The organism is Epibacterium sp. ABZ3_068, assembly GCF_056159265.1.
The window spans coordinates 36,755-61,169 of record NZ_JBSWUV010000003.1; the positions used below are offsets into that span (position 1 = coordinate 36,755).

Annotated in this window: 25 protein-coding genes; 15 read left to right on the forward strand and 10 right to left on the reverse strand. The window is 59.3% G+C overall.

The genetic code is table 11. The annotated features are described in order from the left end of the window. Positions 1–4: 4 nt before the first annotated feature. The 8 genes from ACXAEW_RS21070 (at position 5) to ACXAEW_RS21105 (ending at position 6,853) form a co-directional block, all read left to right on the forward strand. Complete coding sequence (locus ACXAEW_RS21070) at positions 5–679, forward strand: DUF1028 domain-containing protein (RefSeq protein ID WP_474943306.1); 675 nt, start codon at positions 5–7, stop codon at positions 677–679. A 4-nt stretch (positions 680–683) separates the two neighbouring features. Beyond that, positions 684–2,180: an aldehyde dehydrogenase gene (locus ACXAEW_RS21075; protein WP_474943307.1), complete on the forward strand. Its 1,497-nt coding sequence runs from the start codon at positions 684–686 to the stop codon at positions 2,178–2,180. 24 nt (positions 2,181–2,204) lie between these two features. Continuing rightward, positions 2,205–3,128, forward strand: coding sequence for a LysR family transcriptional regulator (locus ACXAEW_RS21080; RefSeq protein WP_474943308.1), 924 nt, complete (start codon positions 2,205–2,207; stop codon positions 3,126–3,128). A 97-nt stretch (positions 3,129–3,225) separates the two neighbouring features. After that, on the forward strand, positions 3,226–3,999 hold the full coding sequence (locus ACXAEW_RS21085) for a pyrroline-5-carboxylate reductase family protein (protein WP_474943309.1): 774 nt from the start codon (positions 3,226–3,228) through the stop codon (positions 3,997–3,999). Positions 4,000–4,245: 246 nt separating this feature from the next. Continuing rightward, complete coding sequence (locus tag ACXAEW_RS21090) at positions 4,246–5,271, forward strand: MotA/TolQ/ExbB proton channel family protein (protein WP_474943310.1); 1,026 nt, start codon at positions 4,246–4,248, stop codon at positions 5,269–5,271. 4 nt (positions 5,272–5,275) lie between these two features. Further along, the gene (locus tag ACXAEW_RS21095; protein WP_474943311.1) at positions 5,276–5,647 is read left to right on the forward strand and encodes an ExbD/TolR family protein; all 372 of its coding nucleotides are present in this window, start codon (positions 5,276–5,278) and stop codon (positions 5,645–5,647) included. Between the two features lie 4 nt (positions 5,648–5,651). Further along, a complete protein-coding gene (locus ACXAEW_RS21100; protein WP_474943312.1) occupies positions 5,652–6,035 on the forward strand; it encodes an ExbD/TolR family protein in 384 nt (127 codons plus the stop codon). Then, entirely contained in the window at positions 6,032–6,853 is an 822-nt protein-coding gene (locus ACXAEW_RS21105) for a TonB family protein (protein WP_474943313.1), read from the forward strand. Before ACXAEW_RS21100 ends, ACXAEW_RS21105 begins: the two co-directional genes overlap by 4 nt. 37 nt (positions 6,854–6,890) lie before the next feature. Here ACXAEW_RS21105 and ACXAEW_RS21110 read toward each other — a convergent pair whose 3' ends face one another. Genes ACXAEW_RS21110 through ACXAEW_RS21120 form a run of 3 tightly spaced genes read right to left on the reverse strand, consistent with a single transcriptional unit; the run spans position 6,891 to position 9,981 of the window. After that, a complete protein-coding gene (locus ACXAEW_RS21110) occupies positions 6,891–7,445 on the reverse strand; it encodes a DUF3833 domain-containing protein (RefSeq protein WP_474943314.1) in 555 nt (184 codons plus the stop codon). Next, the gene (locus ACXAEW_RS21115) at positions 7,442–8,668 is read right to left on the reverse strand and encodes an MFS transporter (protein WP_474943444.1); all 1,227 of its coding nucleotides are present in this window, start codon (positions 8,666–8,668) and stop codon (positions 7,442–7,444) included. Before ACXAEW_RS21115 ends, ACXAEW_RS21110 begins: the two co-directional genes overlap by 4 nt. Before the next feature lie 20 nt (positions 8,669–8,688). Continuing rightward, complete coding sequence (locus tag ACXAEW_RS21120; RefSeq protein WP_474943315.1) at positions 8,689–9,981, reverse strand: NAD(P)/FAD-dependent oxidoreductase; 1,293 nt, start codon at positions 9,979–9,981, stop codon at positions 8,689–8,691. A 75-nt stretch (positions 9,982–10,056) separates the two neighbouring features. On the opposite strand from ACXAEW_RS21120, the gene ACXAEW_RS21125 reads away from it, so the two are divergent. Together ACXAEW_RS21125 and ACXAEW_RS21130 are read left to right on the forward strand one after the other, a co-directional pair. Next, positions 10,057–10,890 carry a DUF1365 domain-containing protein gene (locus ACXAEW_RS21125; protein ID WP_474943316.1) on the forward strand — a complete coding sequence of 278 codons (834 nt, stop codon included), beginning with the start codon at positions 10,057–10,059 and terminating at the stop codon, positions 10,888–10,890. Continuing rightward, positions 10,887–11,612, forward strand: coding sequence for an SDR family NAD(P)-dependent oxidoreductase (locus ACXAEW_RS21130; RefSeq protein ID WP_474943317.1), 726 nt, complete (start codon positions 10,887–10,889; stop codon positions 11,610–11,612). Before ACXAEW_RS21125 ends, ACXAEW_RS21130 begins: the two co-directional genes overlap by 4 nt. A gap of 9 nt (positions 11,613–11,621) precedes the next feature. On the opposite strand, the gene ACXAEW_RS21135 is transcribed toward ACXAEW_RS21130, so the two are convergent. The 6 genes from ACXAEW_RS21135 to hutI form a co-directional block, all read right to left on the reverse strand. After that, positions 11,622–12,257 carry a ChrR family anti-sigma-E factor gene (locus ACXAEW_RS21135; protein WP_474943318.1) on the reverse strand — a complete coding sequence of 212 codons (636 nt, stop codon included), beginning with the start codon at positions 12,255–12,257 and terminating at the stop codon, positions 11,622–11,624. Next, positions 12,254–12,883, reverse strand: a complete 630-nt coding sequence (locus ACXAEW_RS21140; RefSeq protein ID WP_474943319.1) for a sigma-70 family RNA polymerase sigma factor — start codon at positions 12,881–12,883, stop codon at positions 12,254–12,256. The genes ACXAEW_RS21135 and ACXAEW_RS21140 overlap by 4 nt, the downstream gene beginning before the upstream one ends. Positions 12,884–13,173: 290 nt before the next feature. Beyond that, entirely contained in the window at positions 13,174–14,847 is a 1,674-nt protein-coding gene (gene hutU / locus ACXAEW_RS21145) for a urocanate hydratase (RefSeq protein ID WP_474943320.1), read from the reverse strand. Next, positions 14,844–15,647 (reverse strand): N-formylglutamate deformylase, encoded by an 804-nt coding sequence (hutG, locus tag ACXAEW_RS21150; protein WP_474943321.1) that lies wholly within the window; start codon positions 15,645–15,647, stop codon positions 14,844–14,846. The genes hutU and hutG overlap by 4 nt, the downstream gene beginning before the upstream one ends. Then, a complete protein-coding gene (gene hutH / locus ACXAEW_RS21155; protein WP_474943322.1) occupies positions 15,629–17,149 on the reverse strand; it encodes a histidine ammonia-lyase in 1,521 nt (506 codons plus the stop codon). Before hutH ends, hutG begins: the two co-directional genes overlap by 19 nt. Continuing rightward, on the reverse strand, positions 17,146–18,339 hold the full coding sequence (gene hutI / locus ACXAEW_RS21160; RefSeq protein WP_474943323.1) for an imidazolonepropionase: 1,194 nt from the start codon (positions 18,337–18,339) through the stop codon (positions 17,146–17,148). The genes hutH and hutI overlap by 4 nt, the downstream gene beginning before the upstream one ends. A 110-nt stretch (positions 18,340–18,449) precedes the next feature. Here hutI and ACXAEW_RS21165 point away from each other — a divergent pair, with 110 nt between their 5' ends. After that, positions 18,450–19,814, forward strand: coding sequence for a formimidoylglutamate deiminase (locus tag ACXAEW_RS21165; protein WP_474943324.1), 1,365 nt, complete (start codon positions 18,450–18,452; stop codon positions 19,812–19,814). Further along, on the forward strand, positions 19,811–20,521 hold the full coding sequence (locus tag ACXAEW_RS21170; RefSeq protein WP_474943325.1) for a GntR family transcriptional regulator: 711 nt from the start codon (positions 19,811–19,813) through the stop codon (positions 20,519–20,521). Before ACXAEW_RS21165 ends, ACXAEW_RS21170 begins: the two co-directional genes overlap by 4 nt. A gap of 92 nt (positions 20,522–20,613) precedes the next feature. Here ACXAEW_RS21170 and ACXAEW_RS21175 read toward each other — a convergent pair whose 3' ends face one another. Then, entirely contained in the window at positions 20,614–21,081 is a 468-nt protein-coding gene (locus ACXAEW_RS21175; RefSeq protein ID WP_474943326.1) for an Lrp/AsnC family transcriptional regulator, read from the reverse strand. Between the two features lie 180 nt (positions 21,082–21,261). Between ACXAEW_RS21175 and ACXAEW_RS21180 the strand changes: the two genes are divergently transcribed. The 3 genes from ACXAEW_RS21180 to ACXAEW_RS21190 are packed head-to-tail and all read left to right on the forward strand — an operon-like array spanning position 21,262 to position 24,219. After that, positions 21,262–22,305 carry a pyridoxal-phosphate dependent enzyme gene (locus tag ACXAEW_RS21180; protein ID WP_474943327.1) on the forward strand — a complete coding sequence of 348 codons (1,044 nt, stop codon included), beginning with the start codon at positions 21,262–21,264 and terminating at the stop codon, positions 22,303–22,305. Beyond that, positions 22,298–23,461, forward strand: a complete 1,164-nt coding sequence (locus ACXAEW_RS21185) for a M24 family metallopeptidase (protein ID WP_474943328.1) — start codon at positions 22,298–22,300, stop codon at positions 23,459–23,461. Before ACXAEW_RS21180 ends, ACXAEW_RS21185 begins: the two co-directional genes overlap by 8 nt. Continuing rightward, entirely contained in the window at positions 23,461–24,219 is a 759-nt protein-coding gene (locus ACXAEW_RS21190) for a maleate cis-trans isomerase family protein (protein ID WP_474943329.1), read from the forward strand. Before ACXAEW_RS21185 ends, ACXAEW_RS21190 begins: the two co-directional genes overlap by 1 nt. The last annotated feature ends 196 nt before the right edge of the window (positions 24,220–24,415 follow it).

Here is a 24,415-nt window from a genome sequence, read left to right on the forward strand (position 1 = left end):
GCCCATGACGTTTTCACTGGTGGCGCGCTGCGCTGAAACCGGCATGTTCGGGGTTGCAATTACCTCTTCCTCCCCGGCCGTTGCCGCGCGCTGCTCCTACGCCCGTGCGGGTGTGGGGGCAGTTGCCTCGCAGAATGTGACCGATCCGACGCTTGGTCCTTTGGCGCTGGATCTGATGGAACAGGGCAAATCCGCGGCTGAGGCTCTGGCCGAGGTTCAGGCGCGCGGGGCCTTTATCGACTATCGGCAAGTGCTGGTGGTGGACGGGCAGGGGGGAACCGCCATCCATTCCGGCCCCAACGCGCTGGGGATCTGGAGCGAAGCGCGCGCCGAAAATGTGGCATCTGGGGGAAACCTTCTGGCGGATGCGGCGGTGCCGCAGGCGATTGTGGATGGCTACCTGTCTGCATCGGGACATATCGGCGACCGTTTGATTGCGGCCCTGCGTGCCGGGCTTGCAGCGGGCGGAGAGGCCGGTCCGGTCCATTCCGCAGGGCTGAAAATCGTCGATCGGGTCAGCTGGCCCGTGGCCGATCTGCGCTGTGACTGGAGCGAGGACTGCCCGATCGAGGCCGTCGCCACCGCTTGGGAGATCTATAAACCGCAACTTGACGCCTATGTGCAGCGTGCGCTCGACCCGCGCGAAGCGCCGTCCTATGGCGTGCCGGGAGATGAATAAGACCATGGTTGATTTGACGTATGAGGACTGGAAAACCCACGCAGCGCAGATGAATTTTCGCCATCAGGCCTTTATTGATGGCAAATTTGTCGACGCCGCCTCGGGCAAGACTTTTGCTTCGGTAAACCCGGCCACCGGTGCGGTACTGGCTGAGGTTTCAGAATGCGATGCTGAGGATGTGAACCGGGCGGTGGCCGCCGGGCGTCGTGCCTTTGAGGAGGGGCGCTGGTCGCGTATGGCACCGGGCGATCGCAAGGCAGTGCTGCTGAAACTGGCTGACCTGATCCGCGACAACCTGGTGGAACTGGCGTTGCTGGACAGTCTGGACATGGGCAAGCTGGTACAGGATGCCGTCACCATCGACGCGCCGGGCTCTGCGCATTTCTTCCAATGGTACGCCGAGGCCATCGACAAACTGTATGACGAGGTTGCCCCTACAGGTCCCGGCGATCTGGCGCTTGTCTCCCGTGTGCCTCTGGGCGTGGTCGGGGCGGTAACGCCCTGGAACTTCCCGCTGGACATGGCCACCTGGAAAGCCGCCGCCGCATTGGCTGCTGGCAATTCCGTGGTTCTGAAACCGGCAGAGCAATCGCCTCTGTCCGCGCTGCGTCTGGCGGAGCTGGCATCCGAGGCCGGACTGCCCGATGGCGTGTTGAATGTGGTGCCGGGCTTTGGCGCAACAGCTGGGCGGGCGCTTGGTCTGCATATGGATGTGGATTGTCTGGCCTTTACGGGGTCTACCGCCATCGGCAAAAAGTTCATGGAATATTCCGGTCAGTCAAACCTGAAACAGGTCTGGCCCGAAACTGGCGGCAAATCTCCGAACCTGATCTTTGCCGATTGTGAGGATCTGGATGCGGCGGCGGATATGGCCGCCTTTGGCATCTTCTTCAATCAAGGGGAGGTCTGTTCCGCCAATTCGCGCCTTTATGTGGAACGTTCAATCAAGGACGCCTTTGTGGAGAAAATGATCGCCCGCGCCGAGGCCATGCAGCCGGGGGACCCTTTGGATCCGGCTTCGAAAATGGGCGCAATTGTGGACGAGACGCAAACCCAAGGCATCATGCGCTGTGTTGAGGCAGGAAAAGAGACCGCCAATCTGGTTACAGGTGGTGCGCGCGTCACGGTGGATGGCAAAGGGTGTTTTGTACAGCCGACTATTTTTGACGACGTTGCCCATGATGATCCGCTGGCCCGGGATGAGATCTTTGGCCCCGTCCTGTCCATCGTTCCCTTTGACAGCGAGGATCAGGCCGTCGCCATGGCCAATGACAGTATATATGGCCTGGCGGCTTCGGTCTGGACTGATAACCTGTCGCGGGCCTTGCGGGTGTCAGACCGGCTGCATGTTGGGACCGTCTCGGTCAACACGGTGGATGCGCTGTCCGCTCAGACACCGTTTGGCGGCATGAAGCAGTCTGGTTTTGGCCGTGATCTGTCGCTGCACAGTCTGGAAAAATACACCGCGTTGAAGACCACCTGGATCAAGTATAAACTGTAGGGGCAGGGACACAGGAAGGGCGCGATGCTAAGGTATACGCTGCGGCAGCTGGAATATTTCGTTGCCGTGGGCGAATGCGGCTCCATTGCGCTGGCCTCCGAGCGGGTCAATGTCTCCTCCCCCTCGATCTCAGCCGCGATCCAGCAGTTGGAGGCCGAATTCGGCCTGCCGCTGTTTGTGCGCCAACATGCCCATGGCCTGTCGCTGACTTTGGCTGGGCGGCGCATGTTGGAACAGGCCAAAACGGTTCTGGCCGAGGCCGAGCGGATGCATGATCTGGCGGGCAATATTGCAGGTGTGCCGCGTGGCCCTTTGTCCATCGGCTGTCTGGTGACCTTTGCCCAGGTGATTCTACCGTCCCTGCGCAAAGGTTTTGAGGTTGAATTCCCAGAGGTGCGGGTGCGCAATCTGGAATTGAACCAGTCCGAGATCTTCAGCAGCCTGCGTCAGGGAGAGGTGGATCTGGCGATCACCTATGATCTAAATATCCCGGCGGATCTGCAGTTTGCGCCGCTGGTGGATCTGCCCCCCTATGCGGTGGTCGGGGCAGAGCATCCGCTGGCGGGGCGGGCCCATGTGACCCTTGGCGAGCTTGGCCCGTTGCCGATGGTCTTGTTGGATCTGCCATTCAGCGCGGATTACTTCCTGTCGCTGTTCACAGCGCAAGGTCTGAGCCCCAATGTCACTGAACGCACCCGCGATATGTCGGTGATGCGCAGTCTGGTTGCCAATGGCTTTGGCTATTCCTTGGCCAATATCCGCCTGCTGAATGATCACGCGCCGGACGGTAAGCCCCTGGTTGTTTTGCCGCTGACCGGCGATCACCGGGTCATGCGGCTGGGGATTCTGACCAGCCGGGATGCGGAACAGGCCAGCGTGGTCCGCGCCTTTCTGAACTTTGCTGCGGCGCGGCTGAACAGCGACGAATTCCAATTGACGCAGCCATGATGTCGGAGGCGGGGCCCGTATCCGGTTCAGTTGGGGCGGTCTGCTCTCACATTGTGCAAGTGCGGTTCACCCGTCACAGAGACGACGAAGGTATGATATGAAACTTGGCATAATTGGCGGCACCGGTTGGCTTGGCAGCGCTTTGGGGCAGGCTGTGATCGAACAAGAGATTGTTCTTCCACAGGATTTGGCAATTCTGAATCGGCGGGGGCCACAAGCTGATTACTTTGGTCACAGCGTGGTTTGGCCGGAAACCGCTGCGGATCTGGCGGCGCAATGCGACGTGATCGTGGTCTCGGTTCGGCCGCAGGATTGGCCGGATCTGCCGTTTGAGGCGAAGGGAAAGCTCTTGCTCTCCTTTATGGCGGGTGTGGGCCTGTCTGACCTTGCAACCACCGGTGCCCATGCGGTGCGCGTGATGCCAAATGCCTTGGCTGAGATCGGGCGATCCTATTCGCCCTGGGTGGCCAGCGAATATGTCAGCGCCGCAGACAAGGCGCGGGTGCGGGGCCTGTTGCAAACCATCGGCACCGAGGATGAGCTGCGGGATGAAGCCCAGCTGGATCTGATTACCGCAACCTCGGGTGCCGGACCGGCCTGGCCTGCGCTGATGGCCCAAACGATGTTCTCCTTTCTGGTTCAGCAGGGTTTGCCGGAAGGCGTCGCAGCTGCGGCGGTGAAGAATGTGATCTGTGATGCGCCTCGGCTGGCGCCCAATGCAGAAGATGCAGCCCAGGTGGTGCGCGAGTTTGTCGACTATGACGGCACCACTGCGGCGGGTTTGAACGCGGCGCAGTCAGCCGGATTTGCCCACGCGCTTGAAGCGGGTTTGGCGGCAGCTGTGGCACGGGCCAAACGGCTGGGAGAGTGACCCTTGGAGCCGCCTAGCTTGGCAAACAGGCGACGAGGCTTGCAAAGGATGGGTTTGATTGATTAAACTTGACTAAATAACTCGGGAGAAATAGGCAGTGCCGGTGTGTTAAACGTTCACTGACCGCCCGGTTATGGTCACAGCTAGATAGGCCGTCTCTTCTGTGTGGGCGGTGCTCCAGCCAACATGATTATTTTACGCGCCCGCGCAGGGATCTTGCGCTGGGACGGTTGGATTGGAGACAACATGTTCAGGTTCTGCGCTGGCGCGATGGCGTCCCTTTTTCTTGTGATCGTGGGGAGCGGATTGTCTGCTCAGACGGCGGCACCGGTGGTGCCTGACATCGCGGCCCCGACGCTGGCAACGCCTGATCCTGTGACCCCATTGGCAGGTGCGGCGGATTCTGCCGCGATTGCGGACCAACCTCTGGCCAAACCTTTAGCCCAGTCTCCGACCCAGTCTGTGGCCTCAAATCCGGTGCTGGCAGCAGAGCAGGGCGATGCGGTCGCAGGTGAACAAACCTCGCAACCTGTCACCGCACAAGAGAGCGCGTCGACCTCAGAGCCTGAAACACCGGTTCTGCAGGGCACTGTTGAACCACAAACCCTGACAAACCGGGCTGAAGCGGCTGCGCAGAGTGCGTTGAAGTTCCTAAAAGACGGAGGCCCGTCGATCTGGGCGATTGCCGCTTTGGCGGTTGTGACGCTGGCCTTGATCCTGTGGAAGGTCTGGCGACTGGCGCTGTTGGGGGCCTGGTCCAAGGGAAAAGCCTGGCGCGCGGTGGAAAACTTTGAGCACGGTGCCTTTGAACAAGCGTTGACGGCTGTCAACCACCGCCGGGGTGTGCGCTCCAAAGTGGTTGCGGCAGGGCTGCTTGCGTTGCGCGATCTCCCGGAAGACAAGGCCCGCGAAGAAGTGGGTCGTGTGGCCAAGGGCGAATTGGCCAAGGCACGGGCGGGTCTGGGCGCGCTTGAGCTGATTTCGACCATCGCGCCGTTGCTGGGCTTGCTTGGGACCGTATTGGGCATGATCGCCGCATTCCAGGCTTTGCAGGCCGCAGGATCCAAGGCCGATCCCGCGCTCTTGGCCGGGGGCATCTGGGAGGCGCTTTTGACCACGGCGGCGGGTATGGCCGTCGCCATCCCGGCCTCTGCTGCGCTGACCTGGTTCGAGGCGGTGATTGATCGCATCCGTCGGGATGTCGAAGACGCGGCAACCCGTTTGTTTGTGGCCACCGTTCCGGAACACACTTTGGCGCTGGCTGCGGAATAATCCGATGCAGTTTGCTCCGCCGGTCCGGGTCCGTCGCAAACCCAGCCTGACGCCCATGATTGATGTGGTGTTCCTGCTGCTGGTGTTCTTTATGCTGGCGTCGCGTTTTGGTCTGGACGCGGTGGTGCCCTTGCCGCTGGCGGTGCAAGGCGGAACCTATGACGGGCCGCCGCGGCTGATCGACGTCGCGCCCGAAGGGGTCGCGCTCAATGGTCTTGTGACCGAGGATCTGGTTGCTGCGGTGACCCCGTTGATGGAAAGCCCGACCGACATTCTGATCCTGCGCGGCAAAGATGGTGCCAGCCTGCAACGTATTGTCGAGGTGACTGAGATCCTGGAACAGGCCGGATTTACGTCTGTTGTTTTGGTGGAATGAGCCGATGGATTTTGAACTTGAGCCCAAGCGCCCCCGGGGTGAGAGCATCGTGCCGATGATCAATGTGGTGTTTTTGCTGCTGATCTTCTTCCTGATGACCTCCCATTTGGCGAAACCTGACCCTTTTGAACTGGATCTCCCGCAGGCTGGGACCGATCGCGAACCCAAGGGTGAGCGGGTGTTATACGCCGACAAGAACGGGGAGCTTGCCTATGAGGACCTTCGGGGAGAGGCGGCGCTGGCTGCGCTGACAACGGCGGTTGATCCAGAAACACCTGTGCAACTGCGCACCGATGGGTCGATTGAGGCGGTGAAGGTTGCAAAATTGCTGCGCACCCTGGCTGAAGCGCAGGTGGGTCAAGTCGAATTGGTGGTTGTTCCCAAATGAAAACCTGGATCGAAGCGATTGTCTTTTCGGCTTTGGCCATTTTGGTTCTGGTGGCGGGGTTTGCCCTGTCTGCCAGCGAAGGCGGCCAGGCGGGCGGTCAAGGCGGCGATAGCATGATCTCCATTACCGCGGCTCCTACAACAGTGGCGGCTTTGGTCAAAAGCTGGGAACGTCCCGTGGATGTGCCCTTGCAGCCGGTTGCGGAACTGTCCCCTGTTGACGCGCCATCTGCAACCCTGCCGCAAGCGGTGCAGTTCGAATTGGCCCAGGCGCCAGAGTTGCCATCACAGCTGCACCTGTTTCAGCCCAAGGAACAGGAAGAGCTTGTTCTGGAGACTGCTGCGCCGGCGGCTCCTCCAGAGCCAGAGCCAGAGCGGGCGGAGAAGCCAACTCCCGAACCGGAGCCTGAGATCAAAGAAGCCGTTCGCGCCGAACAGACCTCGGCGGGCCGGGCAGAGCAGCGTTCGGCCGGCAGCGGCGGCCGTTCCGAAGCAGGCACCAACGGTCGGGCAGAGGTTGCAACCAACTCAAGTGGAGAACGGCAGAAACTGTTGAATATCTGGGGCTCCAAAGTGCGCAGCGCCGTTTCGCGGCGCAAACGCACCCCCCGTGGGGTCAAGGCAGTGACGGCTGTGGTCCAGTTTACCGTTTCGCGTGACGGGCGGCTTTTGTCGCATAAGATCGTCAAGTCATCCGGCGTTGCTGAGGCCGACAAGGCCGCTTTGCAGGCCGTCAGATCGGTAAAGCGCTTTCCCAAGGCCCCAAAGAAGCTGCAGCTCAATCAGTATTCATTCACGTTGCCTTTGAAGTTCCTGTGATAGCTGTCTGATCCGCGCAAGGCGTTGTTTTTGATTTCTATTTCTCGGTGGCTGGTCGCATGTTGGCCACCAGCTCGGCGACCTTTATTCCGAATTTCCGCAGTTCCGACCGGTTCATGATCACGCCGCTTTCGGTCAGATAGAGCCAATCCGTAACGTTTAGAACATGGCCGCCGGAGGCCTCGGGCAGGATGATTTTGTAGGTCATCATAATTGTAGAGCCGGAAATCTGGCCGGTGGCGGTTCCCACAATATCGTCGGCCTCCCCTGTAAAGCTGCCGTCGGCCGCAAGGGTTAAGCGCCATTCCCGGTTTTGGGTTGTTCCGTTGGAATAGGTGAAGGCTTCGCGCAAAATCCCCTGGTTTCCGTCCCAGCTTCCCTCCATCCGGGCGACAAAGCTGTTGGTGACGCGGCCTGTGGGGCCGTAGATCAGCCCCTCGGAGAGGATTTCCCCGTTCAGATGCTCGGTCATGGAAAACGCGGGCCCGGTTCCGGCGTAATCATTCGGGGATTGGCTGCGAAACCCAAAGAACAGATTGCGGGCTACGATGGACAGCAGCAGGAGCAGCAGAACAGCAGTCAGGAGTTTCATGAGGAGGGTGTCTCCTTGGGCAGCGACCAGACCATGGTCCAGGCGCCGAGTTTCAGGATGCAAGGGATAAGGCAATAGGCGACTGAAAGCGCCATAAGGGCCCGTGTGTCATTGGGTTGGGCGGGTTCAAACCCGTAGAACGCCAAGAGGGGCAGAACGGCAAATGCGGCAAGCGCCAGGCCCAGTTTTCCAGCAAAAGACCAGAGTCCAAAGGCCAGTGACGCCTGCAGCCCCGCGCGGGTGAGCACAATCGAGAACAAGGCGGGTAACAGGACCATATCCGCCCCAAGTGCCGCGCCAGAGGTCATACAGATCAACGCAAAGGCCAGCGCTTGTCCGGGGGCCAGTGCGGCGGCGCCGAGGAAAGAGAGAATGGCAAGCGGCATGGACCATAACAGAGTGCGTCGCACCCCTGCGGATCGGCTGATCCGGGTCCAGATTGGCACGCTCAGCCCGGCGCTGAGGAAGAAGAGGATCAGCAAGGGACCGGCAAGCCCGCTCAGGGACATCCGGTCTTCGACAAAGAACAGGAACAGAGTTGCCGTCATTGCAACGGGCAGGCTGTTCAATAGCGCCAGAACAAGTAACAAAACGGCGCCGGATTGCATCAACCCCTGCAGGGATGGACGCGCTGCGGGGTGTACCGGGCGCCGCCATGCGGACCGTGTGAGGATCAGCGCAAGCCCTGCCAGAACGGCCAACGCCCAGCCAAAGGCCGGATAGCCAGCCCGTGCAGCCCCCAGTCCAGCCAATGCTGCCGGGGCGCTGGCGGCCAGAACAACCCCAGCCAGCATCCCGGCCTCACGATAGGCAGCCAGGGTCACCAGATCTTTGGAGGTTTTGGTTCTGGCAAGCGTCGCACTGCGCCCATAAAGCAGTATCATCCCAAGGCTATAGGCCGAAAACAGCAGAATCAGAATCAAGGCCAGTTGCAACAGGGTTGCCCCGCCGTTGGTCCGTGAAAACAACAAGGGAAAGCCAATCATCAACCCCATTGCGGCAAGCCCGGCAAACAGGCTTTGGGCATTGGGCCAGCGGTCGACCATCCAGCCCAGGACCGGGTCCTGAACCAGATCGACCAGGCGCAGCACCAGCAGCAAAGCGCCCAGACTGCCAAGCCCGACACCCAGTTCAACCGAGGCAAAGCGCGGCAGGTGGATGTAAAGCGGCAGTCCGGCCGCAGCCAGCATCCCGGCGTATAGGCTGACTCGGGGGTAGAGCAGCCGATCTGGTGTTGCGGTGCTCACGTCTCTGCCAGAACCGACGCGGCCATCGCGCCGGGGGCCAGAGCTTTGACGATCTGCATGGCGCTGTTGATCCCGTCTTCATGAAAACCGTGACGGTTATATGCTCCGGCAAACCAGGTGCGGTTCTGTCCCTGAAGGCCGCGCAGCTGGCGTTGCCCTGCCAGGGCGGATTGGTCAAAGACCGGGTGGGCAAATTCGACCTGATCGTAAACCTGATGGTCCGGAATGTCGTTTGTGGGGTTCAAGGTGACAAACAGCGGATCTGTGTCAGGGATATTCTGCAGGCGGTTCATCCAATAGGTCACGCCGATACGCCCGGCCTGAGAGCGATAGACCCAGCTGGACCAACAGCTGCGCCGCTGGGGCATATGGCTGGGATCACTGTGCAGAACCGCCGTATTGGGCTGGTAGCGGATCGCACCAAGTGCCGTGGCTTCCTGGGCCGAAGCGTGGTGGCCGAGGATCTGTAGGGCCTGATCCGAATGACAGGCAAAAACGACTTCGTCAAAATTATGGGTGATCCCTTCGGACAGATGCAGGGTAACACCCAGGGGGTCGCGACGGACTTCCTTGACCGGGGTGGCCACATGGATCTGGCAGCCGCGTTTTTCCAGCGCCGTATGAAGACGGCGGACATATTCGATGCTACCGCCCTGGACAGTCCACCATTGATGTTTCTGTGACCCGGCCAGCAAGGCGTGATTGCGGAAGAACCGCACCAGAGACCTGGCGGGAAACTGGTCGATCTCATGCACCGGCGTGGACCAGATCGCGCCACACATCGGCAAGAGATAGTCATCGCGGAACCCGTCGCTGAGCCGCAGCTGCTTGACCAGTTCGGCAATTGTCATCTCGTCCGAATGTGCCGCGGCTTCGGCATTGCGACCAAAGCGCAGGATGTCGGCGACCATACGATAGAATGACGGGCGCAGCAGGTTGCTTTTCTGGGCTGTCAGCGTCGACAGCGTGTTCAGCCCATATTCAAGCCGCCCGTTGTCGATGCTGGCTCCAAAGCTCATCTCGCTTTTCATCACCGGCACATCAAGTTCGTCAAACAGCGCGGTCAGATAGGGGTAGGTGGCATAGTTGAACACGATAAAACCGGTGTCCACGGGTTGCTGGCCTGTTTTGCCAGCCATCACGGTACGAGCGTGTCCGCCCAGGCGATGCGCGGCTTCAAACAGGGTCACATCATGGTGGGGGGACAGGTAGTAGGCGGCCGAAAGGCCCGATATTCCCGCGCCAATGACGGCGATCCTTTTGCGTGGCCTCTGCGTCTGGTCAAACATCACGTCCCCTTTTTGGCTTTGGTTTAGAGATGTTACGATGCGCCTTTGGCTTTGGATCACATTCGATAATAAGCAATGCGCGAATTTAGCAGGATTTGTGATCTGATCCGGGCAAAGGCGCGTATCGTCAGTATCATGATGGAACATATTCAAGCCAAAACCTTTCACGCGCGCCGTGGCGAGATCCACAATGCCTTTACCTATGGGGTGGATTTTGTCCTGTGCGACCTCGAAAATCCGGTGGTGCCCGCGCTGATGTCGCGCAACCGGTTTAATCTGTGGTCGGTGCATGATCGCCATCACGGCGGGCGGCGCGGGGATGGGATCGGGGTGAGATGGTTCCGCGATGTGCTGGCCGCGCGTGGGTTGCCTGCCGATGAGCTGGAGCTGCGTTTGTTGACCCAGCCCAGTTTCCTTTGGTTCCATTTCAATCCGGTGAGCTTCTGGATTGCAATGCGCGGTGGGCAACCCTGCGCCTTTGTGGCCGAGGTCAACAGCACCTTTGGCCAACGCCATTGTTACTTTTGCGCGCATGAGGATTTTCGCACCATCGCGCCAGAGGACCGTCTGGAGGCGCAAAAGCTGATGCATGTGTCGCCCTTTCAGACGATCAGCGGACGGTATCGGTTTGCGATGGACTGGCGGGCTGACAAATTCCGCATACGGATCCTTTATGAAAACGACGACGACGGGGTTTTTGCCACGTTAGAGGGTGAGCGGGCGCCGGCGCGGATGGCTTCGCTGGCCTGGGCGGCTGTGCGTCGGCCTTTTGGCGCGGCACGTGTTCTGGCCTTGATCCATTGGCAGGCGGGGATCCTGTTCCTGAAACGCGCTCCGTTTCTGAAACGTCAGCCACCGCCGAAGGATTTGCTGTCCGGTTCACACACAGACCAACAGGCCGCCGAATGAACCGTCACGCGGGGCAAACCATGTGGCTGATTGGCGCAAGCGAGGGTTTGGGGCGCGCCTTGGCCCGGCAATTGTCAGATCTGGGTGCGCAGGTGATCCTGTCCGCACGCAACGCAGAGCGCCTGCAAGATCTGGCAGCAGATCTTCCTGATGCACGTGTTTTACCCATGGATGTCACCGATCTTGATGCGGTGCGCCGCGCCGCGCAGGATGCGGGGGCCGTGGATCATGTGATATATAACGCGGGCGCTTATGAGCCGATGCGCGCCACAAATTGGGACAGCGATGCCGCCCTTTTGATGTGTGATGTGAACTTTGTCGGGGCGCTGCGCGTTCTGGGAGAGGTGGTGCCAGATATGGTGAGGCGCCGCGCCGGAGAAATCACGCTGGTCGGCTCGCTTGCGGGCTATCGCGGTTTGCCTGCGGCCATTGGCTATGGGGCGAGCAAGGCGGGTCTGGTCAGTCTTGCAGAAACCATGCGACATGACCTGAAGGCCAGCGGCGTGACCGTCCGGTTGGTCAATCCCGGTTTTATCCGCACCCGTCTGACAGAGAAGAATGATTTCAAGATGCCAATGCTAATGACGCCTGAAAGGGCAGCGCGGCATGTGGTGCGCGCCATGGGCCGTCGCCGGTTTCGCTGCGATTTTCCGGCGCCTTTTTCCTGGGGCATCCGTCTGTTTGCACTGTTGCCGGATTGGCTGGTCTATCGTGGCCGCTAGAACCGGGTCTTAGATACGGAACAGCGGCTGCAACAGGCGTGGCGTCCAGGCGCGGAACCGCAGAGGCGCATCTGTGGCGGCCAGACAGATGCAGGGCTCACCAAGATCAGCGACGGGAGTGTGTTCCAGGGTTTCATCCGCGATTTCCACATCTCCAACCCCAAATTGGCCGGTTTCATCGCTGAAGCTGCCCTGCAGCACCAATGTCATTTCAAGCCCGTTGTGGCCATGATCCGGCACAGCCTGACCGGGGGGGATATATAGCAACCGCAGGGAGCAGTCCTTTTGCCCAAACAGGATGTCCTGTCGCACGCCCATGCCCAGTTTTTTCCACTTTGGCGCGCGTCCCTGCATGGCGTCGACAACCGGGCCGGGGAAGATCCCGTCGCGCGTCGGAACGGGCGGCACGTCAAAAGGATCATCCAGCCGGGCCAGAATATCCGATTTCAAACCGTCCGAAACGGCCACCGCCTGCTGAGTTTCCAACACCGCTCCCCCCAGCGCCTCATGCGCGCCAAAGGCGGCACGGCAGGATGTACACATGGAGATATGCGTGGCCACAACAACAGCAAAGGCCTGCGGCAAGGTTCCGGCAGCATAGGCTGCCAGCATTGAATCCGGGATATGATGACGGGTGACGCTCACGGTTTGAGGTCCTTCAATTCATGTCTCAGCCGGTCCAGCCCCAAGCGGATCCGGGATTTGATGGTGCCCAAGGGCAGCCCTGTCTGCTCACTGATCTGCTGATGCGACAGTTCACCCAAATAGGCTTTTTCGATGACATCGCGCTGTTCAGCCCGCAAACGGGACAGGGCGGATTTCAGATGCTTGGCCTCTTGCTCCACCGCCAGGATCTGGCTTGCGTCCGGCTCTGCGCCGGGATCTTCTTTCAGCTCTTCTGGCATGGGGCGTCGGTCGCGCCGCATCACGTCAATTTGCCGGTTGCGCGCAATCTGATAGACCCAGGCAGACACCTGCGCCCGATGCGGATCAAATTGTGCAGCCTTGTGCCATACGGTCAGCATCACATCCTGAACCACTTCTTCGGCCTTGGCGGCAGGGATGCCAGAGCGGATCACAAACCCTTTCAGACGGGGGGCAAAATGATCAAACAGCTGCGCAAAGGCGCTGCGGTCGCGCTGATCGCGCACGGCCATCATCCACTGAGTTTCCCGCGAGAAGGCCGGTTTGCAGGCGGTTTTTTCCGCATCCGGTTCAAACGGATGCGGCTCCTGATCGGCCGAAGGTGGGTCGAGCGTGGACATCAACATACCCCGTTTACGTCGCGCTGTGCATGTTGGATCACTCTGACAGCAGAAATTCTTTCTGACCACAGGTGGAATGCGGTTACTGCGTTGATTTACGGCTCTTTTGGCGCAACAGACAGGTTAAACTCCTGTTTCAGGCCATCCCAGCAGCTGGTCGTCATGGGCCGTTGCTCCCCAACCGAGCATCAGACCGGGAACTGGCCTTGGAATAGCAGGGCGTCGAGGCCGCGCGAAATCTAGTTCCGCGAGGCCGGTGTCACAGGCGGGCCGGGAGGGGACCCGCTTGGTTGTGATCAAGCGCCAAGGATACCGGGAAGCCGAAGACCATTGACACGCGCACATTCGATTGCCTCTTCGTATCCGGCATCGGCATGGCGCATCACACCGGAGGCCGGGTCGTTCCACAAGACACGCTCAAGACGCTTTGCCGCTTCGGGGGTACCATCCGCGCAGATCACAACACCGGCGTGCTGGCTGAACCCCATGCCAACGCCGCCGCCGTGGTGCAATGACACCCAAGTTGCACCGGACGCTGTGTTCACCAAGGCGTTCAGGAGCGGCCAATCCGACACGGCGTCTGATCCATCCATCATACCTTCGGTTTCGCGATTGGGTGAAGCTACCGAGCCGCTGTCCAGATGATCACGGCCGATCACCACCGGTGCTTTCAATTCACCATTGGCGACCATCTCGTTAAAGGCGAGACCCAGACGGTGGCGATCTCCCAGGCCGACCCAACAGATCCGCGCCGGCAGGCCTTGGAATGCGATCCGCTCCGCTGCCATATCGAGCCAATTGTGTAGATGCGGGTTGTCCGGCAACAGCTCTTTGACCTTGGCATCTGTTTTGGCGATGTCCTCGGGGTCGCCCGACAATGCTACCCAGCGGAACGGGCCGATCCCACGGCAAAACAACGGGCGGATATAGGCCGGAACAAAGCCCGGAAACGCAAAGGCATCCTCCAGTTCTTCTTCCAGCGCCATTTGGCGGATGTTGTTGCCGTAATCAACTGTCGGCACGCCGTCCCGATGAAAGGCGACCATGGCTTCTACGTGCACTTTCATCGAGGCCCGTGCCGCGGCTTCGACCTCTTTTGGCGCGCTTTGCGCCTTGGCGCGCCATTCAGCGACGCTCCAACCCTGCGGCAGATATCCATTCACCGGATCATGGGCCGACGTCTGGTCGGTCACAATATCGGGGCGCACCCCTCGTTTATGGATCTCAGGGAAAACATCTGCCGCGTTCCCGATGAGCGCCACGGATTTGGCCTCACCTGCCTTGGTCCAGCGGTCGATCATGTCCAGAGCTTCGTCCAGCGAATGGGTTTTTTCATCGACATAACGTGTGCGTAGCCGGAAGTCGGCGGATTTTTCGTCACATTCCACCGCCAGACAGCATGCCCCGGCCATCACAGCCGCCAAAGGCTGGGCACCGCCCATTCCACCGAGGCCACCGGTCAGGATCCAACGTCCTTTGAGACTGCCACCATAATGCTGGCGACCCGCTTCCATGAAGGTCTCATAGGTGCCTTGCACAATGCCTTGGGAGCCAATGTATATCCAGGATCCGGCCGTCATCTGACCGTACATCATCAGGCCCTTGCGATCCAATTCGTTGAAGTGGTCCCAATTGGCCCAATGTGGCACGAGGTTGGAGTTTGCGATCAGCACGCGCGGAGCATCAACATGGGTTTTGACAATCGAAACCGGCTTGCCGGACTGCACAACCAGAGTTTCGTCGGCTTCCAGATCTTTCAGACTGTCAACGATCAGGTCAAAATCCTTCCAGCTGCGTGCCGCACGACCGATACCGCCATAGACCACCAGTTCATGAGGGTTTTCCGCAACATCCGGGTGCAGATTGTTCATCAGCATGCGCAGCGGTGCTTCGGTCATCCAGCTTTTTGCGTTCAGCTCCGGTCCTGTGGGTGGAAAAATGTCACGGCTGTTGTGGCGCAGATTGCTCATACGGGCCTCCATTGGATCAGATCTTCGAGAATAGGTTTGAGCACAGCCCGCAAAGCGCGGCTGCGATCCGGCAGCGGCGTCCAGGGTGCGTGCTCTATCATGTAAGTGGATTGGGCGAGTTCCATCTGAATGGCGTGGAACCCTTCGCCCGGTCGGCCGTAATGGCGCGTGGTCCAACCGCCTTTGAACCGGCCGTTCAGGACATTGGAATAGGGCGACGCGTTGCAGGCATCAAAGACCAAGGTTTCCAGCTCTGGGGAGCATGTGGCGCCGAAATTGGTGCCCACATTCAGATCCGGAAGTTGCCCTTGGAACAAAAAGGGGATGTTGCTGCGAATGGAATGACAATCATACAGCACGGCGAAACCAAACTGCGCTTTGACACGCTGCATCTGCGTTTCCAGCGCTGCATGATACGGCGCGTGAAAAAGCGTGCGGCGCCGTTCAATCTCGGCCCTGTCTGGAGCGGCTCCATCCACATAGATCTCTCGGCCTTCGAAATCCGTTACAGGGCACAGGTCGGTGGTGTTCTGTCCGGGATAAAGACTGGCACCGCTGGGATCCCGATTAACGTCAATGACATAGCGATGGATCGACGTGCGCACAGTTGTTGCGTCCACCAGCCCTTCGTAAAGCTCATGAATATGCCAATCGGTATCGGCCAGGGCACGGCCGGTTTCGTTAAACCCTTCAGCGATGTCGTCGGGCACCTCCGTGCCGGTATGCGGCAGCCCAAGGATGAGCGGGCTCTGCGCCTCTGAAACTTCGATCTCCACCGGTTTCATAGCGCGACCTCGCATCCGGCGGCCTCTGTTAGCGCACCGGATTTTACGAGCGCGCTGGCGGCGATCAGATCCGGTGCCATGTAACGGTCGTCTTCCAGAGGTGGGATAACTGCACGCAAGGTCGACTTGACCTGGGCCAATGCAGGCGCTGTTGCGAGTGGTGCGCGTGCCTCCAGCCCCTGTGCGGCGCAAAGCGCTTCGACGCCCAAGATCGTCGACAGGTTGGCGTTCATTTTCTTCAGTCGGCGCGCGGCATGTGCGGCCATGGACACATGATCCTCCTGATTGGCGGAGGTTGGCGTGCTATCGGTTGAACAAGGGTTGGCCAGAAACTTGTTCTCGCTCATCAATGCGGCGGTTGACACCTCAGCGATCATAAATCCGCTGTTCAGGCCTGGCTTGGGCGTCAGGAACGCAGGCAGATCGTGGCTCAGGACCGGATCAACCATCATTGCGATGCGACGTTGCGCGATGGCTCCGATTTCAGAGATCGCCAAAGCGATCTGATCGGCGGCAAAAGCAACCGGTTCTGCGTGGAAATTCCCGCCCGAGATGATCTCATCCGTGTCCGACAGAACAAGCGGGTTATCGGTGACCGCGTTGGCCTCGATTTCAAGCGTTTGTCCAGTGAACCGTAGCAGATCAATTGCGGCGCCAACGACCTGTGGCTGGCAGCGGATGCAATAGGGATCCTGAACCCGGCTGTCGCCATCGCGATGGCTTTCGCGGATTTCTGATCCTTGCAGCAGGCGACGGGCTTCGCTGGCAACGTCGATCTGCCCCTTGTGGCCACGCAAGGCATGGATTTGCGGATGAAGCGGTGCTGTGGAGCCCATGATGGCATCGGTCGACATGGCACCGGTTACAATTGCATTTTTTGCCAAGCCCCAGGCCTCAAAAAGGCCCGCCAGTGCACAGGCGGTTGAAAACTGGGTGCCGTTGATCAGCGCAAGCCCCTCCTTGGGGCCCAATACGACAGGTCCCAACCCGGCTTTGGCCAAGGCCTCTGCACCCGGCAACCGCTGCCCGTCAAACTCGGCTTCACCGGCGCCGATCATAACGGCGGCCATATGTGCAAGCGGTGCAAGATCACCGGACGCCCCCACCGACCCCTGAACCGGCACAAGGGGGGTCACGTCCTTTGCAATCATTCCTTCAATCAGCCGGATCGTTTGCAGTGCGACACCAGAAGCCCCACGGCCCAAGCTCAGAAGTTTCAGGGCCATCATCAGCCGCGTGGTATTGGCTTCAAGCGGTTCACCAACGCCACAGCTGTGGGAGAGGATCAGGTTGCGTTGCAGGGTCGCCGTGTCTTTGGCTGCAATCTTGAGACTGGCCAGTTTGCCAAAACCTGTATTGACGCCATAAACCGGATCCGCGCCCGCGGCCGCCTTCAGGACACGCGCATGCGCCGCTTCGACAGCTGGCAAGGCCGAGGGATCCAACGTCAGTGCACCTGGCGCGCGCCAGACGGTTTCAAGCTCTTTCAATGATGTTTGACCAGGGATTAGGATCATGTGTCGATCTTTCCATTAAAAATGCGGGCATGAAGCGGGTTGAAGCCGATACGATAGGCAAGCTCAGCCGGGTGGGAGACATCCCAAACCGTCAGATCCGCGCGCTTGCCGACGGAGATCTGACCGGCGTCCGCCAATCCCAGAGCACGTGCGGCGTTTTGGGTGGTTCCGCGCAGGGCTTCTTCGGGCGTCAGGCCAAAAAGCGTGCAGCCCATATTCATTGCCAATAGCAACGAGGTCAGCGGGGACGAACCTGGGTTCGCGTCTGTTGCAAGTGCAATCGGAACGCCATGTCTGCGAAAGGCTGCAATCGGGGGCGCTTGTGTCTCACATAACGTGTAAAACGCGCCGGGCAAAACGGTCGCCACGGTTCCGGCCTGCGCCAGAGCCGCAACATCTTCTTCGTTTGCATATTCAACGTGATCGGCCGACAGCGCACCATACCGCGCGGCCAGAGCTGTCCCCCCAAGGTGAGACAGCTGTTCAGCGTGCAGTTTTACCGGTAGGCCAAGTCTCTGAGCGCTTTGGAACACCCTTTCGATCTGCGCAGGTGAGAAGGCGATGCCTTCGCAAAACCCGTCCACAGCATCTACAAGCCCTTCGGAATGCGCCCTCTCAAGCCCTATAAGCACGACTTCGTCGATATAGGCATCAGCACGGTTTTGATATTCTGGCGGAACAGCATGGGCTGCGAGATAGGTGGTTTTAACCCGAATATCGCGCAGCTCTTCCAACTGTCTGGCGGCGCGCAGCATAGTCAGTTCGCTTTCGATCGCCAACCCATAACCGGACTTAATCTCAATGGTGCAAACGCCTTCGGCAATCAATGCGTCCAGGCGTGGAAGGGCGGAGAACACCAGGTCATCCACATTGGCATGGCGGGTTGCCGTCACGGTGGAGATGATCCCGCCACCTGCGCGTGCAATGTCTTCATAGCTGGCGCCGTTCAACCTCAGTTCAAACTCTTTGGCGCGGTTGCCGCCAAAAACCAGATGTGTGTGGCAATCCACCAAGCCCGGAGCCACCAAACGGCCGCCAAGGTCATGGCGTTGACCCTGGAAATCAGGGGCATCGGCCAGCGGTCCGCACCAGGAGATACGTTGGTTTTCAATAAGGATCGCGGCGTCTTCAACCATCCCATATGGGCCAGTCCCCGCAAATGTGGCGGCATTCAGATTGTGCAGTAGCATGCTGTTCTGACCTCCAGAAACAAGAATTGGCGAACAAACACCATTTGCGCATATGTTCATTATGTGCATACATAAGGGCAATAAGTGTAAATTTAAGTCAAGAGGGCAAAATGCAAAAAATTTGGGCGGACCGCGCATTAACTCCCAGCGGCTGGCAGCGGGATGTGTTGGTTGAGGTCACCGAAGACGGACGGATTTTCTCTGTCAAAACCGGGCAACACCCCACCGGTCATCGGGTTGGTTGCCTGCTGCCCGCTCCTGCAAATTCCCATTCACATGCGTTTCAACGCGCGATGGCGGGTTTGACGGAAATGCGCGGTCAGGACAGCAAGGACAGCTTCTGGAGCTGGCGTCGGCTGATGTTCCAGTTTCTTGACACGCTTACTCCGGATCAAGTGCAGGCGATTGCCGCCTATGTTCAAATGGAGATGCTGGAAGCCGGTTATGCCACCAATGTAGAGTTTCATTATCTGCATCACGGCCAAGGGGGACATCCCTATGCAACATTGGCTGAAATGGGATTGCGCATTATCGAAGCAGCTAAAGATACTGGGATTGGGTTGACGCTTCTGCCCGTTCACTATCAATTCGGGGGCCTCGACAAGCGGGTGTTGACGGCGGGGCAAAACCGTTTTGGCAACGATCTGGATCGTTTTGTGCGGCTCGCGGAAGAGTGCCGCCAAGCCATTTCCATTGGCCACAAAGACTGGATGAGCGGTGTTGCACCGCACAGTTTGCGCGCTGTGGCGCCTGAGGATCTGAAACAGATTGAAAGGCTGTTTCCAGAAGGGCCTATTCACATGCATCTTGCCGAACAGATTGCCGAAGTGGACGAGGTCACAGCCCAATTGGGGCGGCGTCCGGTGGAATGGGTGTTGGACAATATTGCGCCTGACAACCGCTGGCACTTTATCCATCTGACCCAGATGATGCCCCATGAAACCGAGGCGCTCGCGCAGACCGGGGCAACCGCGGTGCTGTGTCCAATAACAGAGTCGAGCCTTGGCGATGGTATCTTTGACGGGCTGCGTTGGATGGGTGGCGGCGGGCGTATTGCCATTGGATCAGATAGCAATATTCGCATTTCCCTGTCTGAGGAAATCCGCACACTTGACTATTCCCAACGCCTCAGAGACCGCAGTCGTGCGGCACTTGCGACACAGGACTCTTCAACCGGTCGCAGAATTTTTGATGCCATTTTGGCGGGCGGGGCCGCCAGCGCCGGGCGTCAGACTGGCGCGATGCAGGTGGGGCTTTGGGCGGATCTTATGGCCTTGGACACGGGGCATGTTGATCTCATTGGCCTGGAAGGCGACCGGCTGCTGGACAGTTTCGCCTTTGCACGGGACGACAGAGTGGTTACAGATGTTTGGTCCGCAGGTCGCCACATGGTGACAAACGGGCAGCACGTCAATCGCGACGCGATTGAGTCATCCTATCGCGATGCGATAAAAGCGCTAAGGGTAGACGCGTGAGCGAACAGTCGGATTTCAACACTTGGCAGTCCATTCAAAAAGAAGTGAGAAGGCGCATTCGCGCCAGGATGTGGAAGCCGGGTGATCTGATCCCAAACGAAGCGGATCTCGCGCAGGAGTTCGGATGCGCGAGAACAACCGTTAACCGGGCTCTGCGGCATCTGGCTGAAGATGGTATTCTGGAACGCAAACGGCGCTCTGGAACACGTGTCGCGCGCCATCCGGGTGGCAAAACCGTTATCGACATCCAGATTATTCGGCAGGAAATCGAAGAGAAGGGCGGGGCCTATGGCTATCGCCTTCTTGAGTCAAAGATCGAGGAACCGCCGCTTAACGTCAATTTTGCGCTTTCTTTGCCGGACAAGGCTGAGGCCCTGTACCTCCGCAGTGTTCACCTGAAAGACGGTACCCCCTATGCGCTAGAAGACCGGTGGATCTGTCTTGAGGCTGTCCCCAATGCAGAGACAATTGATTTTGCAACCCATTCTGCAAATGAGTGGCTGTTGGAAAATATACCCTACACAACCGCACAATTGTCGATTCTGTCAGTCCCTGCCAAAGAATTGCAGCAAGATTACCTGAACGCGCCGATTGGAACGCCTCTTCTGCAACTCGACCGCGCCACTTGGAACGACGCACAGCCAGTGACGTTTGTCAGCCTCTGGTATCACGCCAATTACAGAATAATGAGCATTTCGAAGGTTTAAGACACCATGGGGCGAGGGCTCTTTTGCATGATTTTGTCAGCTTTTCCAAACTGGCAAATCCGTGATGCCGTCGGGGTGGTCACCGCGTTGATTTACGGCTCTTTTGGCGTAACGGGCAGGTTAAACCCCTGTTTGACCCGATCCATCACAACGCTGGTACGGAACCGCAGAATATTCTCGTCGTCAAAGAAATGCCTGCGGGTGAACTCCTCATATTCGACCATATCACGAGCGGACATCACCAGCACAAAGTCCCCGTTTCCCGTTACATAATAGCATTGCATCACTTCTGCTGCGCTCTGCATTTGCTGTTTGAACCGGTCCAGGTCTCTTTTTCGCTCATTCTGCAGAGAGACTTCGACAATCAACATCAACGGTCGCCCGACCTGCTCCGGGTCCAGTCGCGCGGTTTCTGCCTGGATGATGTTGGATTTGCGCAACCGGGCCAGCCGTTTCCGGCAGGCGTCCGCAGAAAGTCCCACCTGTTTTGACAATGCTTCCGCAGTCTGGCGGTTGTCGTGCTGGAGGGCCTCCAGAAGAAGGGCATCGAATCTGTCCATAGGGTCAGGCTATCCGAAATACGGCCCGCAGAGCAGTTTGTTTTTTTACAGTTTCCGAAAATCGGCGAATTCTACCAATCCTGCGCCGATTTTGGGCTCAACTTGCAGAAAATGATCCCGCCGTGGTGTCATTGGCTTTGGTAGCCTGCTCTCAGGATGTGCTGACGGGGGGCTTTAGGTTTGAAACAGGTGGAAAATCCGTTCCGCGGAACCGGTTTGCCGGGGATGGATCAAATGCCGTTCAGCGATGCGCGTGCTGCCATGAACCTGATCTCTCACTGTTTGGCCTATGAAACAACGCCTTTGCGGGACATGCCGGCATTGGCCAAGGACATCGGCGTGGCTCGCCTGTGGGTCAAAGATGAAAGCGCGCGGATGGGACTGGGAAGTTTCAAGGCGCTGGGGGCCGCCCATGCCATTGCGCGGGATGCGGCCCGGCGGGTTGGCCTTGGAGAGATGTCGCAGGCTTTGACTGACCGTGTGTATGTGACCGCAAGCGCGGGAAATCACGGTTTGTCCGTGGCCGCGGGTGCCAGGGTCTTTGGTGCGCGGTCGGTGATTTACCTGGCGGAGACTGTGCCCGAGGCCTTTGCGGAGCGTTTGCGAGCCAAAGGGGGCGATGTGGTGCGGGCTGGCGACACCTATGAGGCCAGTATGGCGGCTGCGGAACAGGCCGCAGTGGATAACGGGTGGTCGCTTCTGTCGGACAGCACCTGGGCTGGGGCGATTGAGCCGGGTCTGCGGGTGATGGAAGGCTATCTGGTGATGGCGCAGGAGATCGTGAACCAGATTGATGAGGTGCCGACCCATGTGCTGCTGCAAGCGGGGGTTGGCGGGATGGCCGCTGCGGTAGCGGCCCACCTGCGGGCCGAATGGGGCGCTGCGCCGACCATCATCGTGGTGGAGCCAGAAGCCGCGCCAGCGCTGCAGTCCAGTATAACAGCCGGAGCGCTGGCCACATGCCAAGGACCGGTTTCCAATATGGGGCGGTTGGACTGCAAGACCCCGTCTCTGGTTGCGCTGGCAGGATTGTCACGGGATGCGGATCTGTTTGTGACGCTGTCAGATGATCAGGCAAAGGCCGGGACCGGGCGGCTTGTCCAGCACGGTTTGGCTACCACCCCATCGGGCGGCGCGGCATTGGCTGCGCTTATGTCCGGGTTGGAGATCGGGGCGGAGGCAAAGGTCTTAACCATCCTCAGCGAGGGGCCAGAGGATGGGTGAGCCCAGTCTGATTTTCCCCGCTGATGAGTTTCGCAGCAGAGTGTCGCGGCTGCAAATGCAGATGGGGCGTGCGGGGCTGGATGTCTTGCTGCTGACACAGCCTGCGGATGTCTTTTATGTCACCGGGTTTCTGACCCGGTTTTGGGAAAGCCCTGCGCGCCCGTGGTTTGTTCTGGTGCCGCAGGCCGGGGAGGTTGTTGCTGTGATCCCCGCGATTGGTGCGGATCTGATGGGACGCACCTGGGTGTCGGATATACGCACCTGGCCCGCGCCGGATCCGCAGGACGACGGGATCACGCTGCTGGAAGACAGCCTGCGCGCGCTGTTGCCGCCCCATGGGCGCGTTGGCCTGCCCATGGGGTCAGAGACACATTTGCGCATGCCGCAGGCTGGGTTCGATGCGCTGCGTCATGCTCTCGCACCGCATCGTTTTGAGGACGCGACGGATGTGGTGCAACGGGTGCGCGAGGTCAAATCCGAAGCCGAAATCGCCAAGATCCGCGCGATCTGCGCCATTGGCGCGCGCGGTTTTCAGCGTCTGCCGGAAATTGCGGCCCCCGGCGTGCCGCTGGACAACCTGTTCCGTGCCTTTCAGGTGTGCCTTCTGTCAGAGGGGGCCGACTGGGTGAGCTATGTTGCCGGCGGGGCCGGTCAGGGGGGCTATGGGGATGTGATCTCTCCGGCCGGGGCGGTGCCTTTGGAGGACGGCGATCTGCTGATGCTGGACACCGGCGCTGTCAAAGACGGGTATTTCTGCGATTTTGACCGCAACTTTTCCATTGGGCTTGCCAGTGACACTCTGCGGCGGGGGTATGATGTGTTGTTTGCAGCGACCGAGGAGGCCCTGTCCCACCTGCAACCGGGCATGCCTGCGGCACAGGCCCATGCCATTTTGGCGGATGGGATCACCGCGCGGGGGGGCACGCCTTTGGGAGGGCGGTTGGGCCATGGTCTGGGCGTCACATTGACAGAGTGGCCGTCGTTTACGCCTTTGGACCAGACTGTTCTGCGCGAAGGCATGGTGCTGACACTGGAGCCCGGGCTTGAACTTTCGCCGGGACGGATCATGGTGCATGAGGAAAACATTGTACTGCGCGCCGACGGCTGCGAGCTGCTGTCGCCACGCGCGCCCAGTGAATTGCCGGAGATCCTGTAATGGGTGCTTTCCCATATACGCTGACCGGACCTATTGCAGACCGGGCCCTGGGGCTGGTTGTTTTGCAAACGGATGAGACGCTGGAGCAGGATTTGCGCCAGCTTTTTACCGTCGAGGAAGCGCTGGTATATGTCACACGCGTGCCCTCAGGAGAGGCGGTCACGCCTGAAACCCTGTCAGAGATGGAACACGGCCTGTCTGCGGCTGCGGCGCTTTTGCCCAAGGCTGCCTGTTTTGATGCGCTGGCCTATGGCTGTACGTCCGGGACAGCCATGATTGGCGCCGATCGTGTGGCTGAGCTTGTGGCCAGACCTATCGGAGATGTGCCCGTAACCAACCCGCTGTCGGCCTCAATTGCAGCGCTGCGCGCCCTTGGGGTCAGGCGTCTTGGAATTGTGTCTCCTTATGTTCCAACTGTGGCCGGGCCCATCCGTGCCGGTTTTGAAGCAGCGGGTTTCACGGTGCCCGCAACACTGTCCTTTGGCGAAGAAAAAGAAGCCAGTGTCGCCCGGATTGATGCAAACTCGGTCCAGACGGCGGCCCGCGCGTTGAAGGGGCAGGCGGATGTAGATGCAGTGTTCCTGTCCTGCACAAACCTGCGCACATTGGATGTGATCGACGCCTTGGAAGCAGAGCTGGGCCTGCCGGTTGTCAGCAGCAACCAGGCACTGGCCTGGTATCTGGCACGGGCTGCAGGGCTTACCTCATTGCAAGCGCCGGTTGGACGCCTGCTGAAAGAGCTTCCTGCGCTTTTGTGACCGGGCTTAGCTCTCTTTTTTTGACCCATTGCATATTCTCAGTTGATTGCCGCACCGACCCCGATAACGTTGCCGCCCAATCTTAATAAGACTGGGCGGCATACCAAAAGCTGACGTTCGGGTGTTTTGCAGCGAAGGCCCACAGAGAGCCCAAATTGATTGATGCTGCAGTTTGCGCCAAGGTCTGATTTCATGA

Bases quoted from the DNA above. Each gene is read 5' to 3' on its own strand.
- ACXAEW_RS21100 (WP_474943312.1), top strand. From the start codon at position 5,652: ATGGATTTTGAACTTGAGCCCAAGCGCCCCCGGGGTGAGAGCATCGTG.
- ACXAEW_RS21120 (WP_474943315.1), bottom strand. From the start codon at position 9,981: ATGTTTGACCAGACGCAGAGGCCACGCAAAAGGATCGCCGTCATTGGC.
- ACXAEW_RS21165 (WP_474943324.1), top strand. From the start codon at position 18,450: ATGCAAAAAATTTGGGCGGACCGCGCATTAACTCCCAGCGGCTGGCAG.
- ACXAEW_RS21175 (WP_474943326.1), bottom strand. From the start codon at position 21,081: ATGGACAGATTCGATGCCCTTCTTCTGGAGGCCCTCCAGCACGACAAC.
- ACXAEW_RS21110 (WP_474943314.1), bottom strand. From the start codon at position 7,445: ATGAAACTCCTGACTGCTGTTCTGCTGCTCCTGCTGCTGTCCATCGTA.
- ACXAEW_RS21190 (WP_474943329.1), top strand. From the start codon at position 23,461: ATGGGTGCTTTCCCATATACGCTGACCGGACCTATTGCAGACCGGGCC.
- ACXAEW_RS21105 (WP_474943313.1), top strand. From the start codon at position 6,032: ATGAAAACCTGGATCGAAGCGATTGTCTTTTCGGCTTTGGCCATTTTG.
- ACXAEW_RS21185 (WP_474943328.1), top strand. From the start codon at position 22,298: ATGGGTGAGCCCAGTCTGATTTTCCCCGCTGATGAGTTTCGCAGCAGA.
- ACXAEW_RS21130 (WP_474943317.1), top strand. From the start codon at position 10,887: ATGAACCGTCACGCGGGGCAAACCATGTGGCTGATTGGCGCAAGCGAG.
- ACXAEW_RS21070 (WP_474943306.1), top strand. From the start codon at position 5: ATGACGTTTTCACTGGTGGCGCGCTGCGCTGAAACCGGCATGTTCGGG.
- ACXAEW_RS21090 (WP_474943310.1), top strand. From the start codon at position 4,246: ATGTTCAGGTTCTGCGCTGGCGCGATGGCGTCCCTTTTTCTTGTGATC.
- ACXAEW_RS21125 (WP_474943316.1), top strand. From the start codon at position 10,057: ATGCGCGAATTTAGCAGGATTTGTGATCTGATCCGGGCAAAGGCGCGT.
- ACXAEW_RS21080 (WP_474943308.1), top strand. From the start codon at position 2,205: ATGCTAAGGTATACGCTGCGGCAGCTGGAATATTTCGTTGCCGTGGGC.
- hutG (WP_474943321.1), bottom strand. From the start codon at position 15,647: ATGCGAGGTCGCGCTATGAAACCGGTGGAGATCGAAGTTTCAGAGGCG.
- ACXAEW_RS21140 (WP_474943319.1), bottom strand. From the start codon at position 12,883: ATGTTGATGTCCACGCTCGACCCACCTTCGGCCGATCAGGAGCCGCAT.
- ACXAEW_RS21085 (WP_474943309.1), top strand. From the start codon at position 3,226: ATGAAACTTGGCATAATTGGCGGCACCGGTTGGCTTGGCAGCGCTTTG.
- ACXAEW_RS21075 (WP_474943307.1), top strand. From the start codon at position 684: ATGGTTGATTTGACGTATGAGGACTGGAAAACCCACGCAGCGCAGATG.
- hutU (WP_474943320.1), bottom strand. From the start codon at position 14,847: ATGAGCAATCTGCGCCACAACAGCCGTGACATTTTTCCACCCACAGGA.
- ACXAEW_RS21095 (WP_474943311.1), top strand. From the start codon at position 5,276: ATGCAGTTTGCTCCGCCGGTCCGGGTCCGTCGCAAACCCAGCCTGACG.
- hutH (WP_474943322.1), bottom strand. From the start codon at position 17,149: ATGATCCTAATCCCTGGTCAAACATCATTGAAAGAGCTTGAAACCGTC.
- hutI (WP_474943323.1), bottom strand. From the start codon at position 18,339: ATGCTACTGCACAATCTGAATGCCGCCACATTTGCGGGGACTGGCCCA.